Here is a 17762-nt window from a genome sequence, read left to right as displayed (position 1 = left end):
AACAACGAGAGAGTCAATGAATCCAGAGTCAGCCACGCAGGCCACTAAGAACACCATCAGTCAGGATGCCATTAACAAAGCCCTGTGGGCCGCCTGTGACACCTTCCGTGGCACCATCAGCGCCGATACCTATAAAGATTTTATTTTGACCATGTTGTTCCTGAAATATATCTCCGATGTATGGCAGGACCATTTTGAAACCTATCAGGCCGAACATGGTGATGAGCCCGAACTGCTCGAAGAACTAATGAAAAACGAGCGTTTTGTACTGCCTAAGGCGGCCGGTTTCTATGCCCTGTTTGAACGCCGCCACGAACCCGGTAACGGCGAGCGCATCGACCAGGCGCTGCACGCCATTGAAGAAGCCAATGGTACCAAGCTCAAAGACGCCGGTAAAAGCGTGTTCCAGGACATTAGCTTTAACACCGACAAACTGGGGGAAGAAAAGCAAAAAAACACTATTCTGCGCCATCTGCTGGAAGACTTCGCCAAGCCCGAGCTTAACCTTAAGCCGAGCCGTGTTGGCACCCTGGATGTCATCGGTAACGCCTACGAATACCTGATCAAAAACTTTGCCGCCAGCGGTGGCCAGAAAGCCGGTGAATTTTATACCCCGCCAGAGGTGTCAGATCTTATTGCCGAGCTGTTAGATCCACAGCCAGGCATGAGCATCTGCGACCCGGCCTGTGGCTCTGCGTCATTATTAATGAAGTGCGGCAGCAAAATACGCAGCAGGCACCACAGTAAAAATTATGCCCTGTACGGTCAGGAAGCCATTGGCTCAACCTGGTCGCTGGCCAAAATGAATATGTTTTTGCACGGTGAAGACAACCACAAAATCGAATGGGGCGACACCATTCGTAACCCCAAGCTGCTGGATAAAAATGGCGATTTAATGCTGTTTGATATCGTGACTGCCAACCCGCCGTTTTCCTTAGATAAATGGGGCCATGACGAAGCCGAGCATGACAAGTTCAGCCGCTTTCGCCGTGGCGTACCACCCAAAACCAAGGGTGACTACGCCTTTATCCTGCATATGATTGAAACCCTCAAACCAAAAACCGGCCGCATGGGCGTGGTAGTGCCGCACGGCGTACTGTTCCGTGGCTCCAGCGAAGGCAAAATTCGGCAAAAGCTGATCGATGAGAACTTGTTAGATGCCGTAATTGGCCTGCCGGAAAAACTGTTTTACGGCACCGGCATCCCGGCCGCGATTTTACTGTTTCGTCAGGATAAATACGACGATAAGGTGCTGTTTATTGATGCCAGCCGTGACTTTAAAGCCGGTAAAAACCAGAACCTGCTGACTAACGAAAATATAGCCAGGATCGTTGCCACCTATAAGGCCGGCGACACGGTGGAAAAATACGCCTACCTTGCCAGCCTCGAAGAGATCAAAGAAAACGACTACAACCTTAATATCCCGCGCTACGTCGATACCTTTGAAGAAGAGGAAGAAATTGACTTGATGGCGGTGCGTGCCGAGCGTGAGCAGCTTAAAGCGCAACTGACTGAGCTGGAAACCAAGATGGCTAAGTATCTGGAGGAGTTGGGATACGATGTGCAGGAAGCACAAGTGCCGCGAGCGCAGGGATGCGCAGGAGCGGCGGGTGCCGGAGGTGAAGAATAATGGTGCCTAATGGTTGGAATGAAGGACAAGTTCAAGACTTCTTGTTTCTACAAAGAGGCTTCGATTTAACTGCAAAACAAGCAGTTGATGGCAATATTCCTGTCTATTCGTCTTCTGGTTTAGCATACTTCCATAACGAATCAAAAGTTCGAGGGCCTGGAATTGTAACTGGTCGGAAAGGTAGTGTAGGACCAGTATACCTAATCAATGAAGATTTTTGGCCTCATGATACGACCTTGTGGGTAAAGGATTTCAAAGGTAATGACATTAAGTACATCGAATATTTCCTGAGGTTCCTGCGACTTGAAAGGTTTGATGAGGCTTCATCAGTTCCAACCTTAAACAGAAACAACGTACATGGTGTGAAATGTGTTTTTCCACCATTTTCAGAACAAAAAAAAATCGCCGAAATCCTCTCCACCTGGGACAAAGCTATCACCACCACCGAACAACTGCTCGCCAACAGTCAGCAGCAGAAAAAAGCCCTAATGCAACAACTTCTTACTGGCAAAAAACGCCTGCTGAATAAGAATGGGGTTAGGTTTAGTGAGGAGTGGAAATTCCAGAGCATTAGTCAAATTTCCAAAAGAATCCAGCGTAAATCCGATGGTGAAGATCATCCTATTCTCACTATTTCATCTTTATCTGGATTTGTTAGGCAGGATGAACGCTACAGCAGATATATGGCTGGCGAGAGTGTAAAAAACTACATCCTTTTGAAAAAAGGTGAATTTGCATACAACAAAGGAAACTCAAAAACCTACGAGTTTGGCTGCATTTTTGATCTTGATAGTCATAAATCGGGGTTGGTACCCCACGTGTACGTGTGTTTCAAACTTCATCAAGGGCTTAGCCACCGCTATTTCAAGTACCTTTTTGAAGCTGACTATCTTAAACCTCAACTTGGTGCCTTGGTAAATACGGGAGTCAGAAACAACGGACTTCTGAATATTAAACCTGCTGAGTTTATGATTACCAAAGTTCCTGTACCGTGTTTCGATGAGCAGGAACGGATTGCCGACGTTATTCATGCATCAAGCGACACTATCAGTAAGCTACAACAAAAACTAGACGCACTAAAGCAAGAAAAGAAAGCGCTGATGCAGCAGTTGTTAACGGGCAAGCGCCGCGTACAATTAACCGAACAAAATACTAAGGCCGCAACTTATGGAAATTAAACAATTTCGCCTGACTAATCTGGGGCGTTTCAGTGAGTTGGAAGCAGAGCTTGCGCCAACACCAGAGCTAAATAGTAACGTTACTGTTTTTATTGGGAATAATGGCGCGGGTAAAACCTCAATATTAAAAGCCCTTGCCACTAGTTTAAGTTGGTTTGTTGCGCGGCTGCGTAGTGAAAAAGGCAGTGGCAGCCCGATTCCTGAGGGAGTTATTTTAAATGGTCAAGCTTCCGCATTGATTGATGTCTCTGTGCTTGACGGTCATGGACAGCTAAGTAATCCAGATTTGGAGAGTGATAATGCGATTTATCATTGGTCGTTAGCAAAAACCCAGACGAGCAAAAAATCCAAATTTAATTCTAATTTAAGCGATGCCAGCCGTTTAGCCGATCTTTACAGAACAACCCTTACTCAGAATGAGAAACTTGGATTGCCACTTATCGCCTTTTACCCTGTAGAACGCGTTGTTTTAGATGTGCCATTAAAAATTAAGGAACGGCATAGTTTTCTTCAAGTAGATGGCTACGACAATTCATTAAATCAGGGGGTAGATTTTAGGCGCTTCTTTGAGTGGTTCCGTGAGCGAGAAGACTCAGAAAATGAATCAGGGCTACCACAAGATGTGATGGATAAGCTCTTAGAAACGCTGGGTGATAATAACGACGTTTGGCACAAGTTGCAGTCATTAATGGCGTCTTCACGTGACAGACAGCTGACTGCTGTACGTACGGCCATTAGCAACTTTATGCCAGGCTTTAGCAATTTACGCGTTCGCCGTAAGCCACGTTTACATATGTCGATTGATAAAAATGGTCAAACGCTGAACGTATTACAACTTTCACAAGGCGAAAAATCTCTAATGGCGCTTGTGGGTGATGTCGCCCGCCGTTTAGCGATGATGAACCCAGCGCTTGAAAACCCGCTGCATGGCGATGGTGTTGTGCTTATTGATGAAGTTGACATGCACCTGCACCCCACTTGGCAGCGCAGCATTATTGAGCGATTAACGTCTACCTTCCCTAACTGCCAATTTGTTTTAACCACTCACTCACCTTTAGTGATTAGTGATTATAAAAATGTACTGATTTATTCGTTAGATGACGGCGAGGTAAGTCGGGTGCCATCGCAATATGGAGAGGATGCAAACAGCGTGTTGCTTAATGTGATGGATACACACATTAGAAACGCGAAAATTGCTTCGCAGCTAAATGATTTACTGGATTTAATTCAACAAACCAACGATTCAAGTTCCGTGTCACAAGCTAAAGAAGCACTCAATAAGCTAGAAAAAGAACTGCCGTCGAACCACTTGGAAATCGTCAAAGCAAAAATGTTATTGCGTAAGCAGGAGCTAAAATATGCGCAAAATAACTAAAGGCGAGCCACCAGAAAGCTTTGCAGATTGGGTTAGACGAAAGCCAAAAAATAAGGACGAAAACCAATGGTTTCAAGCGCTGTACGAGCAAAAACAATGGCAAGTAGTGTCAGATTTAAGTCGCCACAATGCAGCGGAGCAATTTTTTTTGTGTGCTTATTGCTGTGATTGTATTACTGGCGAGAGTGCCGATACAGTCAACGAACATGTAGAAGCTCGAGCTGTAGCATCAAGACGAAGCTTAGAACATACCAATATTGTTGCTAGCTGTAAGACGAAGAACCAATGTGATAACGCACATGCAAGACAAGTTTTTACATTAACCCCTCTGATGGAAGAATGTGAAACCGAATTGAAATTTAAAATCAGTGGTCGCGTTGAAGGCTTAACAGATAGAGCACGCGAAACAATCCGAGTGCTGAACCTTGGCGAAAATGAAGTAAATAACAAATCTCTCATTGAGAAACGCAAGCAACTTTCACACAGTTTGATGTGGAGTAATGGAATTGACCCTGCCGATGGTCTCGAAGACGAAGAGTTACTGCTCGCCGTTATAGATGATCTTATGACGCCTAAAGACGGTAAGTTAGAGGCTTTCGCACCTGTCGTTGCCAACATACTTCGCAATTGGATAGCGGCTTAAAAATATCTGCACCTCGGGTGCCAGGGATTGAAGAGAGATAACGAATGACACAATACACACCTAAGGCTCAGCAAAAATTTACCAGTAAATATTCCGCTACAGCAAAGGCGAAGGAACTGGTATGACAATACAAAAGCGCCCCCGTACGATTCAGATATTTCTGCCTGGCGGCGATCCTGCCGGTATTCGTATTGCCGAACAAACAACCTCGATTATCCGCCTGATTGAAGTGCCTCGTAGTGATATTGCCGAGTTTGTCACTATGCCCGAAGCCAAACAGGTGGGGCTGTATTTTTTGCTTTCTGGTGACAATAAAGACGAATTGTATATTGGCCAGTCGGGCGCGGTAGGTAGCCGCCTGATGCAGCACCATAAAGATGAAAATAAAGATTGGGAGCGTGCCCTGGTGTTGGTGTCACTCACCAACAACCTGACCCAAACCCATGTATTGTATTTAGAATCGCTGTCTATTGAAAAAGCCAAAAGCTGCCAGCGTTATAACCTGTTAAATGGCAATGGCGGTCAAAAACCGCATACGCCTGTGCCGCTAAAAGCCGATTGTGATGAGCTGCATGACATTGGCAGTTTATTATTGGCCACCCTTGGCTATCCGTTATTTGAACCCCTTACCGGGCCGACTGAGGCAAGCGCCGAACCGTTATTTATTTGCAGCCGCACCGGGGTTGAGGCCAAAGGTATTTATACCAATGAGGGTATGGTGGTACTAAAAGGCTCTTCAGCGCCGATGACCACCAAGCGCAAAACCGAGCAGCGCTTCTTTGATAAACGCGACCAACTGCTGGCCAAAGGCGTGATTACAGAGCAGGGAGAACGTTTTGTATTTCAACGCGATCACTTGTTTCAAACCCCCAGCGGGGCGTCGATGTTTTTGCTGTTGGGTACATCAAACGGTTGGCTGGACTGGAAAACAGAGCAGGGCGTGACCTTGCATGATTATCAGGGCCGGGCACTGGAGTCTGCCAGTAAGCAGCTAAGCGTTGGGGAGTAGCTAACTATGGCTGACAACCAGAAGCAGCAAAATACCGGAAATAAAATTGGTAAAGTTCCTTTGACAGTCAGTTATGCATTTAATGGTGGCGTCGGCAGACATCGAGTAAGTAAGGACAGCGTATGACACAATACACACCCAAATTTCAGGAAGAATACAGTGCCAAGTTACCTGCGCTGACGTTATTGACCAACCTTGGGTGGTCGTTCCTCTCTCCTGAACTTGCATTAGCCGCCCGTGGTGGTAAAGCTGATGAAGTGGTGTTACGCCAGGTGCTACGCAGTGAGCTTCAAAAGCGCACTTTTACCTTTGCTGGTAACAGTTACCCGCTGTCTGAAAAGGCTATCGACAACTTGATTGACGAGGTATGCAGCCCGGCGCTTAACGAAGGCTTGTTAACGGCCAATGAGCGCCTGTACAACCACTTGCTGTATGGCATCTCCGTCACTGAGTTTGTCGATGGTAAAAAGGCCAGCCCGACCGTTGCGCTGATTGATTGGCAGAACCCGGCCAATAACAGCTTTGTGTTTACCGAAGAGTTTACTGTTACCCGCTCGGGCGGAGTCGGCTCTTCATTTCAAGACAAGCGCAGGCCCGATATTGTCTGCTTTGTAAACGGTATTCCTCTGGTGGTAATTGAGGCCAAGCGCCCGGATGGCAAGGCTCGAACCGGAAAAGGGGGCGGCCCCACCATTGACGAAGGCATTTCACAAAGCCTGCGTAACCAGCGCCATGATGAAATCCCAATGCTGTTCGCCTATAGCCAGATGTTGCTATCTATAAACGGTAACGAAGGCCGTTATGGTACCTGTGGCACGCCCGCTAAGTTCTGGGCCGCCTGGCGGGAAGAGGATATTTCCGACGCTGAGATGCACGCCATTAAAAACCAAACGCTGAACAATGCACAACTAACCAGCCTGTTCAGCCACCGACCAGCTAAAGATCTGGATTGGTATCAAAGCTTGTTAGCTTCCGGCGAGCTGGCAGTGACCGGTCAGGATAGATTGCTGATCAGCCTGTTAAGCCCTGCCCGGTTGCTGGAGATAACCCGTTACTTCACCTTATTCGATAAAAAAGCAGGCAAGATCGTCGCCCGCTATCAGCAGGTGTTTGGTATTAAGCGCCTGATTGAACGCATCAATACCCGAAGTAGCACCGGCGGCCGTGAAGGCGGTGTAATCTGGCACACCACTGGGTCGGGCAAGTCATTCACTATGGTGTTTTTAAGTAAGGCGCTGATCCTGCACGAAAGCCTGAAGCAATGCCGTATTGTGGTGGTAACTGACCGGGTAGACCTGGAAACCCAGCTCAGTAAAACCTTCGCCTCTGGTGGCGAACTGGCCGGCAAGAAAGACGTTGAGACCGCCATGGCCACCTCTGGCAAACGATTGGCCGAACAAATTGGCAAAGGTACTGAGCGGATTATTTTCTCGCTTATCCAGAAGTTTAATTCCGCCACCAAATTGCCTGAATGTGTAAACCACAGCGCTGACATTATTGTGCTGATCGACGAAGGCCACCGCAGCCAAGGCGGTGAAAACCATATCCGCATGAAGCAGGCGCTGCCCAATGCCGCCTTTGTCGCCTTCACCGGCACACCACTGTTGAAAGACGACAAGACCACCAATAAGTTTGGCCCCATTGTGCACGCTTATACCATGCAGCGCGCGGTGGAAGACCAGACAGTGACGCCGCTGCTGTACGAAGAGCGTATTCCCGATCTGGATGTGAATGAACGCGCCATTGATAGTTGGTTTGAGCGTATTACCGAGGGGCTTTCAGACGAGCAAAAGACAGACCTAAAGCGCAAGTTTGCCAAGAAAGGCCAGGTTTACGGTGCGGATGATCGCATTCGTTTGATTGCCCTGGATATAGCCAACCACTTTGTAAAGAACATCGACGAGGGCTTAAAAGGCCAGTTAGCCTGCGACAGCAAAGCCTCTGCCATTAAGTTCAAAAAGTACTTGGATGAAGCAGGCTTGTTTGAATCTGCGGTGGTGATGAGCCCGCCCGATAGCCGTGAAGGTAACACTGCTGTCGATGAGGCTACCACACCCGAAGTGACCCAGTGGTGGAAAGACAATATTGGCAGCCAGGATGAACAGGCTTACACCAAACAGATTATTGAACGCTTTGACAAAGATGACTCACTGAAGATACTCATCGTGGTTGATAAGCTGCTCACCGGCTTTGATGAGCCGAAAAACGCTGTGCTGTATATCGACAAACCCTTGAAAGAGCACAACCTGATCCAGGCGATTGCACGGGTAAACCGTCTGCACCCAAAGAAAAAATTTGGCTTACTTATCGACTATCGCGGCATTCTGGCGGAACTGGATACCACCATTCAGAAATACCAGGATCTGGCCTCCCGCACTCAGGGCGGTTATGACATTAATGATATTGCTGGCCTCTACAACCAGATGAGCACCGAGTACAAGCGCCTGCCACAGCTTTATAAGCAGCTATGGGCCATATTCGATGGGGTGAAAAACAAGAACGACATAGAGCAGTTGCGTCAGGTGCTGGTACCGAAGATTGAAGAGCAAAAGCCTTTAGTGCCTGGAGAGCGCGGCGAGCTGGTTGACGTGCACCTGAAAGTACGAGAGGACTTTTATGAAGCCCTGACGGCCTTCGCCAGCTGCCTGAAAGTTGCACTGCAATCAGCCACCTTCTTTGAAGATAAGAGTTTTAGCGATCAGGATCGCCGCCACTACAAAGAAACAGTGAAGCAATTTTCCAGTCTGCGCCAACTGGTGCAGCAAGATGCGGGCGAGAAGATTGATTACGACGAATACGCCGAACAAGTAAAAAAGCTGCTGGATAAGCATGTGGTAGGGGTAGAGGTGAAAGAGCCCGGTGGCGTGTATGAAGTGGGCAAGATGGGCCAGAAGCAACAGCCGCAAGACTGGAGCGAAGATAAAACCCGCAACGAAACCGACATTATTAAAACCCGCGTTACCCGCATGATCGAGCAAGAGCTGCGGGATGACCCTTATGCTCAGGAAGCATTTTCCAAGCTGCTGCGCCAGGCCATTATCGATGCCGAAAAACTATTCGACCACCCACTGAAACAGTACATGCTGTTCCGTGAATTTGAACAGCAAGTACAGGACAGACGATTGCATGACATACCAGATGCATTTGCAGGTAATCGTCATGCCCAGGCCTATTTTGGTGTTTTCAAGAAAATGTTGCCTGAAGCTTTGGCTGTACCCGACAGCCAGGTTCAGGACAAGTGGGTCAAAGTTGCTTTTGAAATTGACCTGGCGGTAGAAACCTCTGTCGCGGAAAACTCCATCAACCCACAGAACATCGAAGCCGATATTCGTAAAAAGCTACTTCCCAGAATATTCCAGGAGTGCAAAGCCATTGGTGGCGGTATGGATCAGGCCAAGAAGATAGTTGAGATGATTGTTCAGATCACCCGGGTTGGATTAAACGGTGCTTGAGTGGGTTTAACCAAATGAATGTGCCGATTAAACCTAGATCCACCAAAGCGAGCGAGACCATGAGCTTTCGCTACGGTGACGAGCAGATTACGTTTAAGCGAGTCAAGCGCCCGCAAGCCACTAGCAAAGTATTGATCAAGGTGTATCCCGATTGCCGGGTAATCGCATCCGCTCCCGAAGACGCTGACAGCGAAGCGATTCTATGGGCGGTTAAAAAGCGTGGCCGGTGGATATACGAACAGTTAAGGGATTTTCGCAAACAGCTTGAGTTTACCTTCCCACGTCAGTACATCAGCGGCGAGAGCCATTACTATCTAGGGAAACAGTATCTGCTGAAAGTGATTGAGGCACCTGAGCAGATTCAAGGCGTAAAATTGCTACGTGGCAAACTGGAAGTGTCTGTAAGAACGAAGTCAGCCGATAAAGTGAAAGCACTGCTGACGGATTGGTACAAAGCTCGCGCTAAAGAAATTTTTGCCAAACGCCTGGATGCCATGCTGGAGCAAGCCCTTTGGGTAGAAGAACGACCACCGCTGCGCATACTGACCATGCAAACCCAATGGGGTAGCTGTTCACCTAACGGTTGCATCACCCTCAACCCTCACTTGGTCAAAGCTCACCGCGACTGTATCGACTATGTGATTTTGCATGAGCTTTGTCACATTGCCGAACATAACCATAGCGAGCGGTTTTATAGGCTAATGAACCAGGTAATGCCAAAGTGGGAAAAGACCAAAGAACGGCTGGATTCGATGGCATTTGCCCTTCTGCCGGATGCCTTTTAGCCAGACAGCATATAAGTAGAGTAGGGTGGTTTTTTATAAGGAATAACTATGAATAAATGGCTCATTGGCTCTGTTTTCCTCATCCTCGGATTCATACTCGGCTACTGGTATCAGGATTCCAGCAACACCTACCACGCTGAAGAGCTGATAGGTAAAGAAGTTGCCTTGCTGGAGAGCAGCAAAGCCATACCTGGCTGTGATTTACTGGTTGGTGCCGATTCGCATCTAAAAGTGACTGAACAGGGCGAAACCATCATTGTCTGGCAATTCCTTGCCGAAACAGAACAGATTCGAAAAGTGGTAGTCGATAAGGCGATGACTGTGGCGTATGACGAGTACAAGTCCAGCTGTCACTAACGTTTTTCTATCGCTTTCAAACGGCAGCAGCTTACCAGTTGACCGTATCGCTTTTGATATACATACTTAAGTGAACGAGGATAAGCCTGAGGTGGAAATGGCGCAAACATCAATGCTGCACGTTCGTATCGATAGCCAGTTGAAAGCAGATGCAACAGAAAAATTGGCCAATGTGGGTCTTACCTTGTCAGATGCTGTGCGCATATTGCTCACTCGGGTAAGCAAAGAAGGGGGATTACCGGCTGGCCTGACCGTTGATCCTGATGCACATGATGCGTGGTTTAGAGCCAAAGTTCAGGAAGCGCTATCCAGCAATCAGGCGGATGTGCCACATAATCAGGTTGTTAACGACTTACAAGCGCTAGTTAACAGGAAACGCCGTGCCTAAAATTGCATGGTCCAAATTAGCCCACGCTGATTTGAGTGCAATTGTCGAGTACATTTCTGAGGATAATCCCGACGCAGCGCAAAGCCTTATTAACGATATTGTTGGAAAAGTAGAGAAGTTACCCTCATTTCCACAAATGGGCAGAACTGGCCGAGTTGCAAATACCCGGGAATTAGTTGCCCTGGCAAATTATATTGTAGTTTATCAATGCACACCCGAGTTGATCCGGATTCTCCGTATCCTCCATGCCGCGCGTCAGTGGCCACCTTTGGACGAATAGTGTGGCAGCAAGAGCGTGACATGTCACAGTAGTGATATTGCAACCAATCAACAACTCGAATAGAGTGGGCTGCATACATTTTGTTTGTGACAGGTCACGCAATTGAGTTCAAAATACAACACGTCAAACCCATCCACCCAGGATGCCAACCAAGCACTCTGGCAACAATTTGTGCAAAGCGGGCTAATTGAAAAAGCCATTAAGCCGGTGGATTTGATTAAGCCGGATAGGGTATTGCCGGATTTTACTCAGCTAAGTGCCAGCGAGGCCATGAAGTTGCTTAAGCACAGCATAGTGGCGGATTGCTATAAACGCTTAAATGCCAAGTGGCGTAAGTATAAGCAGCGCCATTTAAGCAATCTCACCAGTTTAACCATTAAGACCGAAACCCTGGACCGGCTTAGAGCCTTGGCCGCCAAGGCGGGGCTGGATGGGGATAACTACGACCTGGTGCTGGAATATTTGTTGGACCCCGAAGAAAACCTAGATAGCGCTAAACAAGCGGTAGCTGAATTGCCAAGTGGCTTAAACACTCAGGACCAGGGCCAATTACTACAAGCAAAACTTAAACTCAGGCCCAGCAGCCAGCGCTATTTATACAGCCAGTTAGAGCATGCCTTTGGCCATGGCTGGCTGGCCTGTAAAGCAGCAAAACAGCGCACCGATAAACACCGAGACCAGGCCTGCGAAGACTTTATGCGTGAACTGAAAAGCTAGTTCCTGAGCTACTTTTCCTGGCTTCAGAGTTCGTCTGAAATGGCTTTTTCACGTCTTAGATGCTTTTCGGGAGCCATGTCCGAAGACAAAACACCGACAATAATGATCTTGTCCGGCTTCCTGACATAGTAGATAACGTGGTTTTTCAGTGGAAAACGATAGGCATCTGGCGAAATCTCATTTAGCGTGATGCCAATGTCTGGACTATTCGCTAGAGTTTGAAAGGTATTGAATAAAGCCTCTTTGTAGGTGAGCCACTGTGCCTGACCCCATTGCTTTATAGTGTATTGGCGAATACTTACCAAATCAGCACGGGCATAACTTTTGAAATAGAAGGGTACTGGTACGTTGGCCACTATTAAAGGGTATCAGCATCAAGCTCTTGGAAAAACGACTTACCATCGACGAGATCACTATCATCTGTATTAGTAAACCGTGCTTTAACCAGTTCCATTTTAAGCGCTTCCAGGCTTTGATATTCGCGTAGTGACATAACAACGGCTACGGGCGTACCGTTTTTCAGAATCTCAACAGGTTCGTTTTGAACGTTGATCAGCATAGTGCCGAACTTGGTTTTGGCTTCATTGGCGGTTAAAGATTGCATGAATAACTCCGCTTTAGTGTTGGCCTCAAGACTAGTCAAATCGAACGATTTGGTCAATTCAGTTAAAAGATGAATTCCCAATCCCAAACCTTATTCATTATAAAAACTAACAAAAACCTAGCCAATTATTTGAAATAGGCTGCAGAGCAAACAAAGTGCGCCGTGGTGAAATCTGCAAGGCAGACACTACCAAACTCACGCAGATTTTACGTAGCGGCACCAAGTAAAAGCTCCACAAAAACTCCAACAAGCCATCGCCAAAATCCGCCACATCGAAAAGGTTTGAACCAGAAATCAAAAGCAGGGGATAAAACTAAGTAAATACCAGCGTTCAGCTAAGGGCATATTAAACAATGAATACCATTTAACATAATATACATTATGAGAACAACAATGTTGTGGGAGTAAAGGGCATTCAGGCCACCATTTGGTGATTGGTTTGGTTGTATTGTTTGCAACGAGCGTTCGAACAAGATCTATATTGTCATCAGTCAGATGCATGGTCAGTGAGCTTAGATAACCCAGAAAACCTTGTGCTGCAGAGTTGGAGCTGCGTCACATCACAGCAGGTACTGTATTGAGTGGATTAAAAAATCTAACCTATGGTGTAGATGCCTGGCCGCTTCTAAAACAACAGTCCTGGTTTTAGAGTGCGTTATCCCGCGCACCACAAACGGCATGGTAGTGACCAGTTTAGTCGTTAATTGGGATTGGCCATTAATCCGTAGAAAGGCTTACGTCACTCACCATGTAACAGTTGAGTTCGTTATTACACTCAACGTCTTTCCAGCAACTTTGTCTTGAATGATTGAACACACATCAAGTGTGACATGTCACGCTTAAGATATCCGCGCGAAGAGTACTGACTTATACCGCGCGTTGCTCAGCTACATTAAGAACCTTTGAATATGTAAACCTCCGTGGAGCTTTGCATCATTGATTAAATGATCAATCACGTTGCCTTTAGGAAGGTTCGGTTCAGCAAGCATCAAAGAGGCCCTATGGAAATAAGCAGACGACAGTTTGTTAAGCTAAGCCTGGTGTCAGGAGGTGGGCTGCTATTTGCAGTTACTCTGCCAACCTGTAGCCAGGAGACAGGTGCTGATCATCAGTTTGACGCGTATTTTCGCTTAAACATGGATGGTTCCATTACTTATCGGGACACTAAACCTGAAATGGGACAGGGAATTTCGACCGGGCTGGCCATGGTTGCTTGCGATGAATTAGGGGCAGATTGGCAACGTTTGATTATTGAACGCCCTCCTCTAAACACTGAGATGCCCATTGAGCACTCATTAGAATCCTCTGCAGGTAGTAACGGTATGCTGGCTGCGTATCTTCCGCTTCGTCAGGCTGCAGCCAATGTGCGGCACGTTTTTATCGAATGTGCATGCGATATATGGCGCTGTTCACCTGAAGACTGTTTTGTCTCCCAGGGCAAAGTCCATCGGCTTGCTACTTCGCAAGCCATTGCTTTTAGTGCGTTGTTTCGAGGTGTTATTGGTCGGCCGCTGCCAACCAATGCCGCATTTAAATCCGACAAAGATCTCACGCTCATTGGTGCCCCCGTTTCTATCCTGGAAAATCAGGATATTGTGACTGGCCAGCAAGAATATGCCATTGATGTTGCTTTAGAAGGCATGGTGCACGCCAGTATAGAGCGCAGCCCGACAACAGATGCCAGGCTGGTATCTGTAGACGACCAACTATGCCGGGAACTTAACGGCGTGCTGGAAACCATTGTGTTGCCGGCATTTCCATACAAAACCGACGAGAGTAACCAGTGGCAGGAAAAATACCGCGGCACCAAAAGCGGCGTGGCGGTGATAGCCGTTTCTACCTGGCACGCTTTGCAAGGTCGTCGTTTACTTAAAACAGCATGGGGTGAAAGTCGTTATACAGGACAGGACGATCAGTCAATAAAAGACGCTTTGCTATCAATACCGCAAGAGCGCATTCGCGACGTGGTGTCATCCGGTGATGTCGACAAGGAAATAGCGAAGGCTACGCCGACGTCGCTTTTTGAAAGCCAATATTTTAATCCTTACCAGGAAAACGCCCATATTGAGCCGTTAAGTGCCGTGGCAAAGTATGACGGTAAAACACTGTCACTGTGGGCCGGAAGTCAGTCCCCTACCCTGGCTCTTTACTATGTGGCAGAAGTGACAGGAGTCGCTGTTAGTAACATAAAAATTCATTCTATGCGCTCAGGTGGTGGTTTTGGTCGGCGCTATTTCTTTGATTTCATTGCCGAAGCGGCCTATCTGGCAATTCAAATAAGAAAACCGGTGAAGGTCACATGGCGTCGTGAAGACTGCATGCGCCATGGACGTTATCACCTGGCCCGTTTTGATCAACACAGGTTGGTTTTAGATGCAAAAAACAACCCGGTTGCCTGGGATTGTCTGACCAGGAGTGGCAATAACTACGGCTGGTTGGCGCGTAACAATATGTTGGATTACTACGCAGGCGCTACCATCCATCGGCGTTGTCGGCATGCAGAAAGTGACAGTCTGGTGCTTCTGCCCGGCTCTTGGCGCAGTGTAGATGCGCATCCACAAGGCCTGGCGCGAGAGTGTTTTATCGATGAGGTGGCGGACAAGTTAGGCGTCGATCCTATTGCCATCAGGCGGCAGTGGCTATCTCAGCAGGCAGCTCACTTTCAGGGTGAAAAACTCAAGCCTGAGGCGGTAAGAAAAAGAAACGAGGTGCAAGCGGGTCTCTTAGCAATGCTTAATCTGGCTTCTGACAATCAGGAATGGAATCGGACAATGCAGCCCAATCAAGGTAAAGGGCTGTCTTTAAGCTACTTCTATGGCACCTACGTCTGTCAAATGGCTTTTGTCAGCCAAAGCAATAAAGGGATCAAAGTCGACAAAGTGGTTTGCCTGTTTGATTGTGGCAAGGTTGTAAACCCGCAGCTGGTACACGCACAAATAGAAGGCTCTATCATCTGGGCTTTATCTGCTGTGCTGAACCCGGCGATTTCGGTGCAAAATGGCGCGGTAGTGCAGTCTAATTTCCATGACTATCCAGTGCTGCGCCTGGCCGAAACACCGGTGATTGATATTCAACTGGTTAACAGCCATCGACCACCAAACCGAGTGGGAGAAGCCGCCGTACCAGATACGGCACCGGCAGTATTGAACGCTGTATTTAACCTAACCGGAATTCGTGTCAGACAGCTGCCACTAAGCGCCACTGTTTTTAACTAACCGCAACTTGTGCGCCAGCGGTAATAGTACTTACGTTATGAGACTCTGACTTTTTCTTTCTTGTACGCAGACGGCGTACATTGCATAACTTCTTTAAAGGCTTTACTGAACGTCACCCTATTAGTGAAACCAGACTCGTATGCGATTCGCTCCAGGGTCCAGTTCATGGCAGGATTGTCGATTAATTCTATCGCGTGCTGAATTCTGTAGGTATTAATCAGCTTATAAAAGCTGGTTTTCATGGTCAGATTAATCACCTGCGACAGCGTATGGGCTTTAATGCCAGTCGCCTTGGCCAGGTCTGTCAGGCTCAATTTTTCGTCCAGATATAGTTGTTTAGCCTGTATATGATGTTCCAGCTCCTTAGCTAAAAGTTCAGCCGTTTCCATCGGCAGTGCTGAGTGAAAATACTTAATATTGTCTGTCTTGTCCTGCGTATTACTGTCAGCCCGTGATTGGGCCAGTGTGTATTCTTCCTTGGTGAAAATAAGATCTGGTCTTTGCAGCCCGATATAGCCAATGCCTAACATCAATGCAGCGACTAACAATAACCAGATTTCACCGACTTTGGTCAAACTATCCAGGCCAAAGTACTGCTGCCCGATAAACAGCCCTGCCCATAGCATTTCTAACACAAAAAAGGCCGCAATCAGGCTTTTGATATTGGCTAAAACCTGCTGACTATTGTCAGAACGCAGATTAGCTGAAGCGTGTTCGAATAAACGTATTTCACGCCAGCTCAAGTATAAATACACACTCAGATGTACTTTCATGCCCAACAATAATATCACCAGGTATATTGGCAGGGGTGCTCCTCCGGAAGATGTCGCTACCGTTTCCCACATCGCAATTTTCGCATCAGTACCACGAAATACCGCGGGTGAATTAAACAGCCAGATGGCCAAGGCGGGAATAAAATGACAACTTAACAGCGCGCTCCTGGCCGGTCTTTTACCCACCACTACGATGCTATAGATATATAACAGCGGCCCAATCACCAGTATTTCGCCTGGCAATAAATCCATGCTATGGGCCAGAAACGGATACAACCCGGTATAAAGTGCGCCGCCTTCGAACAACTTATAACTGACAATTAAGGTTAATAATGCCAGCCAACGACCAGAGCTCTGTTTAGCGGACCTATGCCACAGGGAAATGGCCAACATCAAGCTGTGACTAAAGGCCATAAAATAAATGAGCCCCAATAAGGTGTGATTCATTGCGAAATCCATCATGCACGTCTGGTGACAGTGTAAGTAATCGTTTCTAAGTTGCTGTAAATCTCAGGTTAAGTTAACACAATGTGGGCCACCAATCGGTAGGTTGTGTTAAACCAAAACAGCTACGCATGGAGATACAGTGAAATATTATCAGCCTTCCGTCACATTGGGGTTGTTTACCCTATTACTCTTTATCCCGGTGCTTGCCTATGCTCAGCAACTGTCAGGAGTCAACCAATTAACCTTCCACAATGCTAAATCCAACCATGCATTTATCGGCAACGCGTTCTTGCTTCAATACCGAGATAAAGTCTACGCACTAACAGTTAAACATGTATTGCTGGAAGCAAATGTCCCCGACATGCAAAGTGTGTCAATAAAAGATCATATTGCTCAATGGCAAATCAGTGCCAACAACGCTGACCATGCCCCCATTATACTGGGCAAACTACTCAATGAAGACCCCAGCGAAAAGCTGGATATGGCAGTGTTGGAAAAAGACTGGTTGGTTTTCGAAATGCCTCAGCAGCCAACGTTCTTAACGCCCTTGTTACTTCGCCGTACGCCAATTGCTGCGGGGGAAATGCTGACCGCGGTCGGCTGCACTTATTTAAATCAAGCCAGTTGCTTGCAAAACACCTACACTGGCGAATTTCTTAACAAGGAAAACAATAACTTACGCGTAAAAATGGCCAACATGGAGCCAACTAAACTAAGAGGGTTAAGTGGCAGTCCGGTTGTTGACGAATACATGCAATTAGTGGGCATTGTGTCAAATGTGATGAAATCAAAATCCGCCGACGGATTCGACTTCGCTCCTGCATCTACCGACTACCTCGTTGAGGTTCTGGACAGGCTAACAGCAAAGACTAAGGAGTAATATGAGAATACGCCGAGATATGCCAAGCT

At 47.2% G+C, this 17762-nt stretch carries 16 protein-coding genes; 13 read left to right on the top strand and 3 right to left on the bottom strand.

Annotated features, from left to right (window positions below):
* The first annotated feature begins 16 nt into the window (after positions 1-16).
* From CSR04_RS06410 to CSR04_RS06360, 11 genes are all read left to right on the top strand, one after another.
* On the top strand, positions 17-1630 hold the full coding sequence (locus CSR04_RS06410; protein ID WP_102795412.1) for a type I restriction-modification system subunit M: 1614 nt from the start codon (positions 17-19) through the stop codon (positions 1628-1630).
* Complete coding sequence (locus CSR04_RS06405; RefSeq protein WP_102795411.1) at positions 1630-2808, top strand: restriction endonuclease subunit S; 1179 nt, start codon at positions 1630-1632, stop codon at positions 2806-2808. Before CSR04_RS06410 ends, CSR04_RS06405 begins: the two co-directional genes overlap by 1 nt.
* Positions 2798-4183, top strand: coding sequence for an AAA family ATPase (locus CSR04_RS06400; RefSeq protein ID WP_102795410.1), 1386 nt, complete (start codon positions 2798-2800; stop codon positions 4181-4183). The genes CSR04_RS06405 and CSR04_RS06400 overlap by 11 nt, the downstream gene beginning before the upstream one ends.
* On the top strand, positions 4167-4826 hold the full coding sequence (locus tag CSR04_RS06395) for an HNH endonuclease family protein (RefSeq protein ID WP_172449252.1): 660 nt from the start codon (positions 4167-4169) through the stop codon (positions 4824-4826). Before CSR04_RS06400 ends, CSR04_RS06395 begins: the two co-directional genes overlap by 17 nt.
* 121 nt (positions 4827-4947) lie before the next feature.
* Positions 4948-5835 (top strand): GIY-YIG nuclease family protein, encoded by an 888-nt coding sequence (locus CSR04_RS06390; protein WP_216362513.1) that lies wholly within the window; start codon positions 4948-4950, stop codon positions 5833-5835.
* Positions 5836-5957: 122 nt separating this feature from the next.
* Complete coding sequence (locus CSR04_RS06385) at positions 5958-9287, top strand: type I restriction endonuclease subunit R (protein WP_102795409.1); 3330 nt, start codon at positions 5958-5960, stop codon at positions 9285-9287.
* A complete protein-coding gene (locus CSR04_RS06380; RefSeq protein WP_245921402.1) occupies positions 9284-10072 on the top strand; it encodes a M48 family metallopeptidase in 789 nt (262 codons plus the stop codon). Before CSR04_RS06385 ends, CSR04_RS06380 begins: the two co-directional genes overlap by 4 nt.
* A 48-nt stretch (positions 10073-10120) precedes the next feature.
* On the top strand, positions 10121-10429 hold the full coding sequence (locus tag CSR04_RS06375; RefSeq protein ID WP_102795407.1) for a hypothetical protein: 309 nt from the start codon (positions 10121-10123) through the stop codon (positions 10427-10429).
* Between the two features lie 97 nt (positions 10430-10526).
* Positions 10527-10817 carry a type II toxin-antitoxin system RelB/DinJ family antitoxin gene (locus CSR04_RS06370; RefSeq protein ID WP_102795406.1) on the top strand — a complete coding sequence of 97 codons (291 nt, stop codon included), beginning with the start codon at positions 10527-10529 and terminating at the stop codon, positions 10815-10817.
* Complete coding sequence (locus CSR04_RS06365) at positions 10810-11097, top strand: type II toxin-antitoxin system RelE/ParE family toxin (protein ID WP_102795405.1); 288 nt, start codon at positions 10810-10812, stop codon at positions 11095-11097. Before CSR04_RS06370 ends, CSR04_RS06365 begins: the two co-directional genes overlap by 8 nt.
* A gap of 102 nt (positions 11098-11199) precedes the next feature.
* A complete protein-coding gene (locus CSR04_RS06360) occupies positions 11200-11814 on the top strand; it encodes a hypothetical protein (RefSeq protein ID WP_102795404.1) in 615 nt (204 codons plus the stop codon).
* 23 nt (positions 11815-11837) lie between these two features.
* Here CSR04_RS06360 and CSR04_RS06355 read toward each other — a convergent pair whose 3' ends face one another.
* Together CSR04_RS06355 and CSR04_RS06350 are read right to left on the bottom strand one after the other, a co-directional pair.
* Positions 11838-12170: a type II toxin-antitoxin system RelE/ParE family toxin gene (locus CSR04_RS06355; RefSeq protein WP_102795403.1), complete on the bottom strand. Its 333-nt coding sequence runs from the start codon at positions 12168-12170 to the stop codon at positions 11838-11840.
* A gap of 2 nt (positions 12171-12172) precedes the next feature.
* Complete coding sequence (locus CSR04_RS06350) at positions 12173-12418, bottom strand: type II toxin-antitoxin system Phd/YefM family antitoxin (RefSeq protein ID WP_102795511.1); 246 nt, start codon at positions 12416-12418, stop codon at positions 12173-12175.
* A gap of 1001 nt (positions 12419-13419) precedes the next feature.
* Between CSR04_RS06350 and CSR04_RS06345 the strand changes: the two genes are divergently transcribed.
* Entirely contained in the window at positions 13420-15633 is a 2214-nt protein-coding gene (locus CSR04_RS06345) for a xanthine dehydrogenase family protein molybdopterin-binding subunit (RefSeq protein ID WP_172449251.1), read from the top strand.
* 35 nt (positions 15634-15668) lie between these two features.
* Here the strand turns inward: CSR04_RS06345 and CSR04_RS06340 are convergent, their stop codons facing one another.
* The gene (locus tag CSR04_RS06340) at positions 15669-16853 is read right to left on the bottom strand and encodes a helix-turn-helix domain-containing protein (protein WP_172449250.1); all 1185 of its coding nucleotides are present in this window, start codon (positions 16851-16853) and stop codon (positions 15669-15671) included.
* Between the two features lie 139 nt (positions 16854-16992).
* Here CSR04_RS06340 and CSR04_RS06335 point away from each other — a divergent pair, with 139 nt between their 5' ends.
* A complete protein-coding gene (locus CSR04_RS06335) occupies positions 16993-17733 on the top strand; it encodes a trypsin-like peptidase domain-containing protein (RefSeq protein WP_102795400.1) in 741 nt (246 codons plus the stop codon).
* Positions 17734-17762: the final 29 nt, after the last annotated feature.

This window comes from Bowmanella denitrificans (assembly GCF_002887595.1).
Classification (GTDB): Bacteria; Pseudomonadota; Gammaproteobacteria; order Enterobacterales; family Alteromonadaceae; genus Bowmanella; species Bowmanella denitrificans.
This window is presented reverse-complemented; position numbering and strand designations above follow the sequence as displayed.

Excerpts from the sequence above, each read along its gene's own strand:
- CSR04_RS06395 (WP_172449252.1), top strand. The coding sequence starts at position 4,167 with ATGCGCAAAATAACTAAAGGCGAGCCACCAGAAAGCTTTGCAGATTGG.
- CSR04_RS06410 (WP_102795412.1), top strand. The coding sequence starts at position 17 with ATGAATCCAGAGTCAGCCACGCAGGCCACTAAGAACACCATCAGTCAG.
- CSR04_RS06390 (WP_216362513.1), top strand. The coding sequence starts at position 4,948 with ATGACAATACAAAAGCGCCCCCGTACGATTCAGATATTTCTGCCTGGC.
- CSR04_RS06375 (WP_102795407.1), top strand. The coding sequence starts at position 10,121 with ATGAATAAATGGCTCATTGGCTCTGTTTTCCTCATCCTCGGATTCATA.
- CSR04_RS06340 (WP_172449250.1), bottom strand. The coding sequence starts at position 16,853 with ATGAATCACACCTTATTGGGGCTCATTTATTTTATGGCCTTTAGTCAC.
- CSR04_RS06345 (WP_172449251.1), top strand. The coding sequence starts at position 13,420 with ATGGAAATAAGCAGACGACAGTTTGTTAAGCTAAGCCTGGTGTCAGGA.
- CSR04_RS06405 (WP_102795411.1), top strand. The coding sequence starts at position 1,630 with ATGGTGCCTAATGGTTGGAATGAAGGACAAGTTCAAGACTTCTTGTTT.
- CSR04_RS06370 (WP_102795406.1), top strand. The coding sequence starts at position 10,527 with ATGGCGCAAACATCAATGCTGCACGTTCGTATCGATAGCCAGTTGAAA.
- CSR04_RS06385 (WP_102795409.1), top strand. The coding sequence starts at position 5,958 with ATGACACAATACACACCCAAATTTCAGGAAGAATACAGTGCCAAGTTA.
- CSR04_RS06400 (WP_102795410.1), top strand. The coding sequence starts at position 2,798 with ATGGAAATTAAACAATTTCGCCTGACTAATCTGGGGCGTTTCAGTGAG.
- CSR04_RS06350 (WP_102795511.1), bottom strand. The coding sequence starts at position 12,418 with ATGCAATCTTTAACCGCCAATGAAGCCAAAACCAAGTTCGGCACTATG.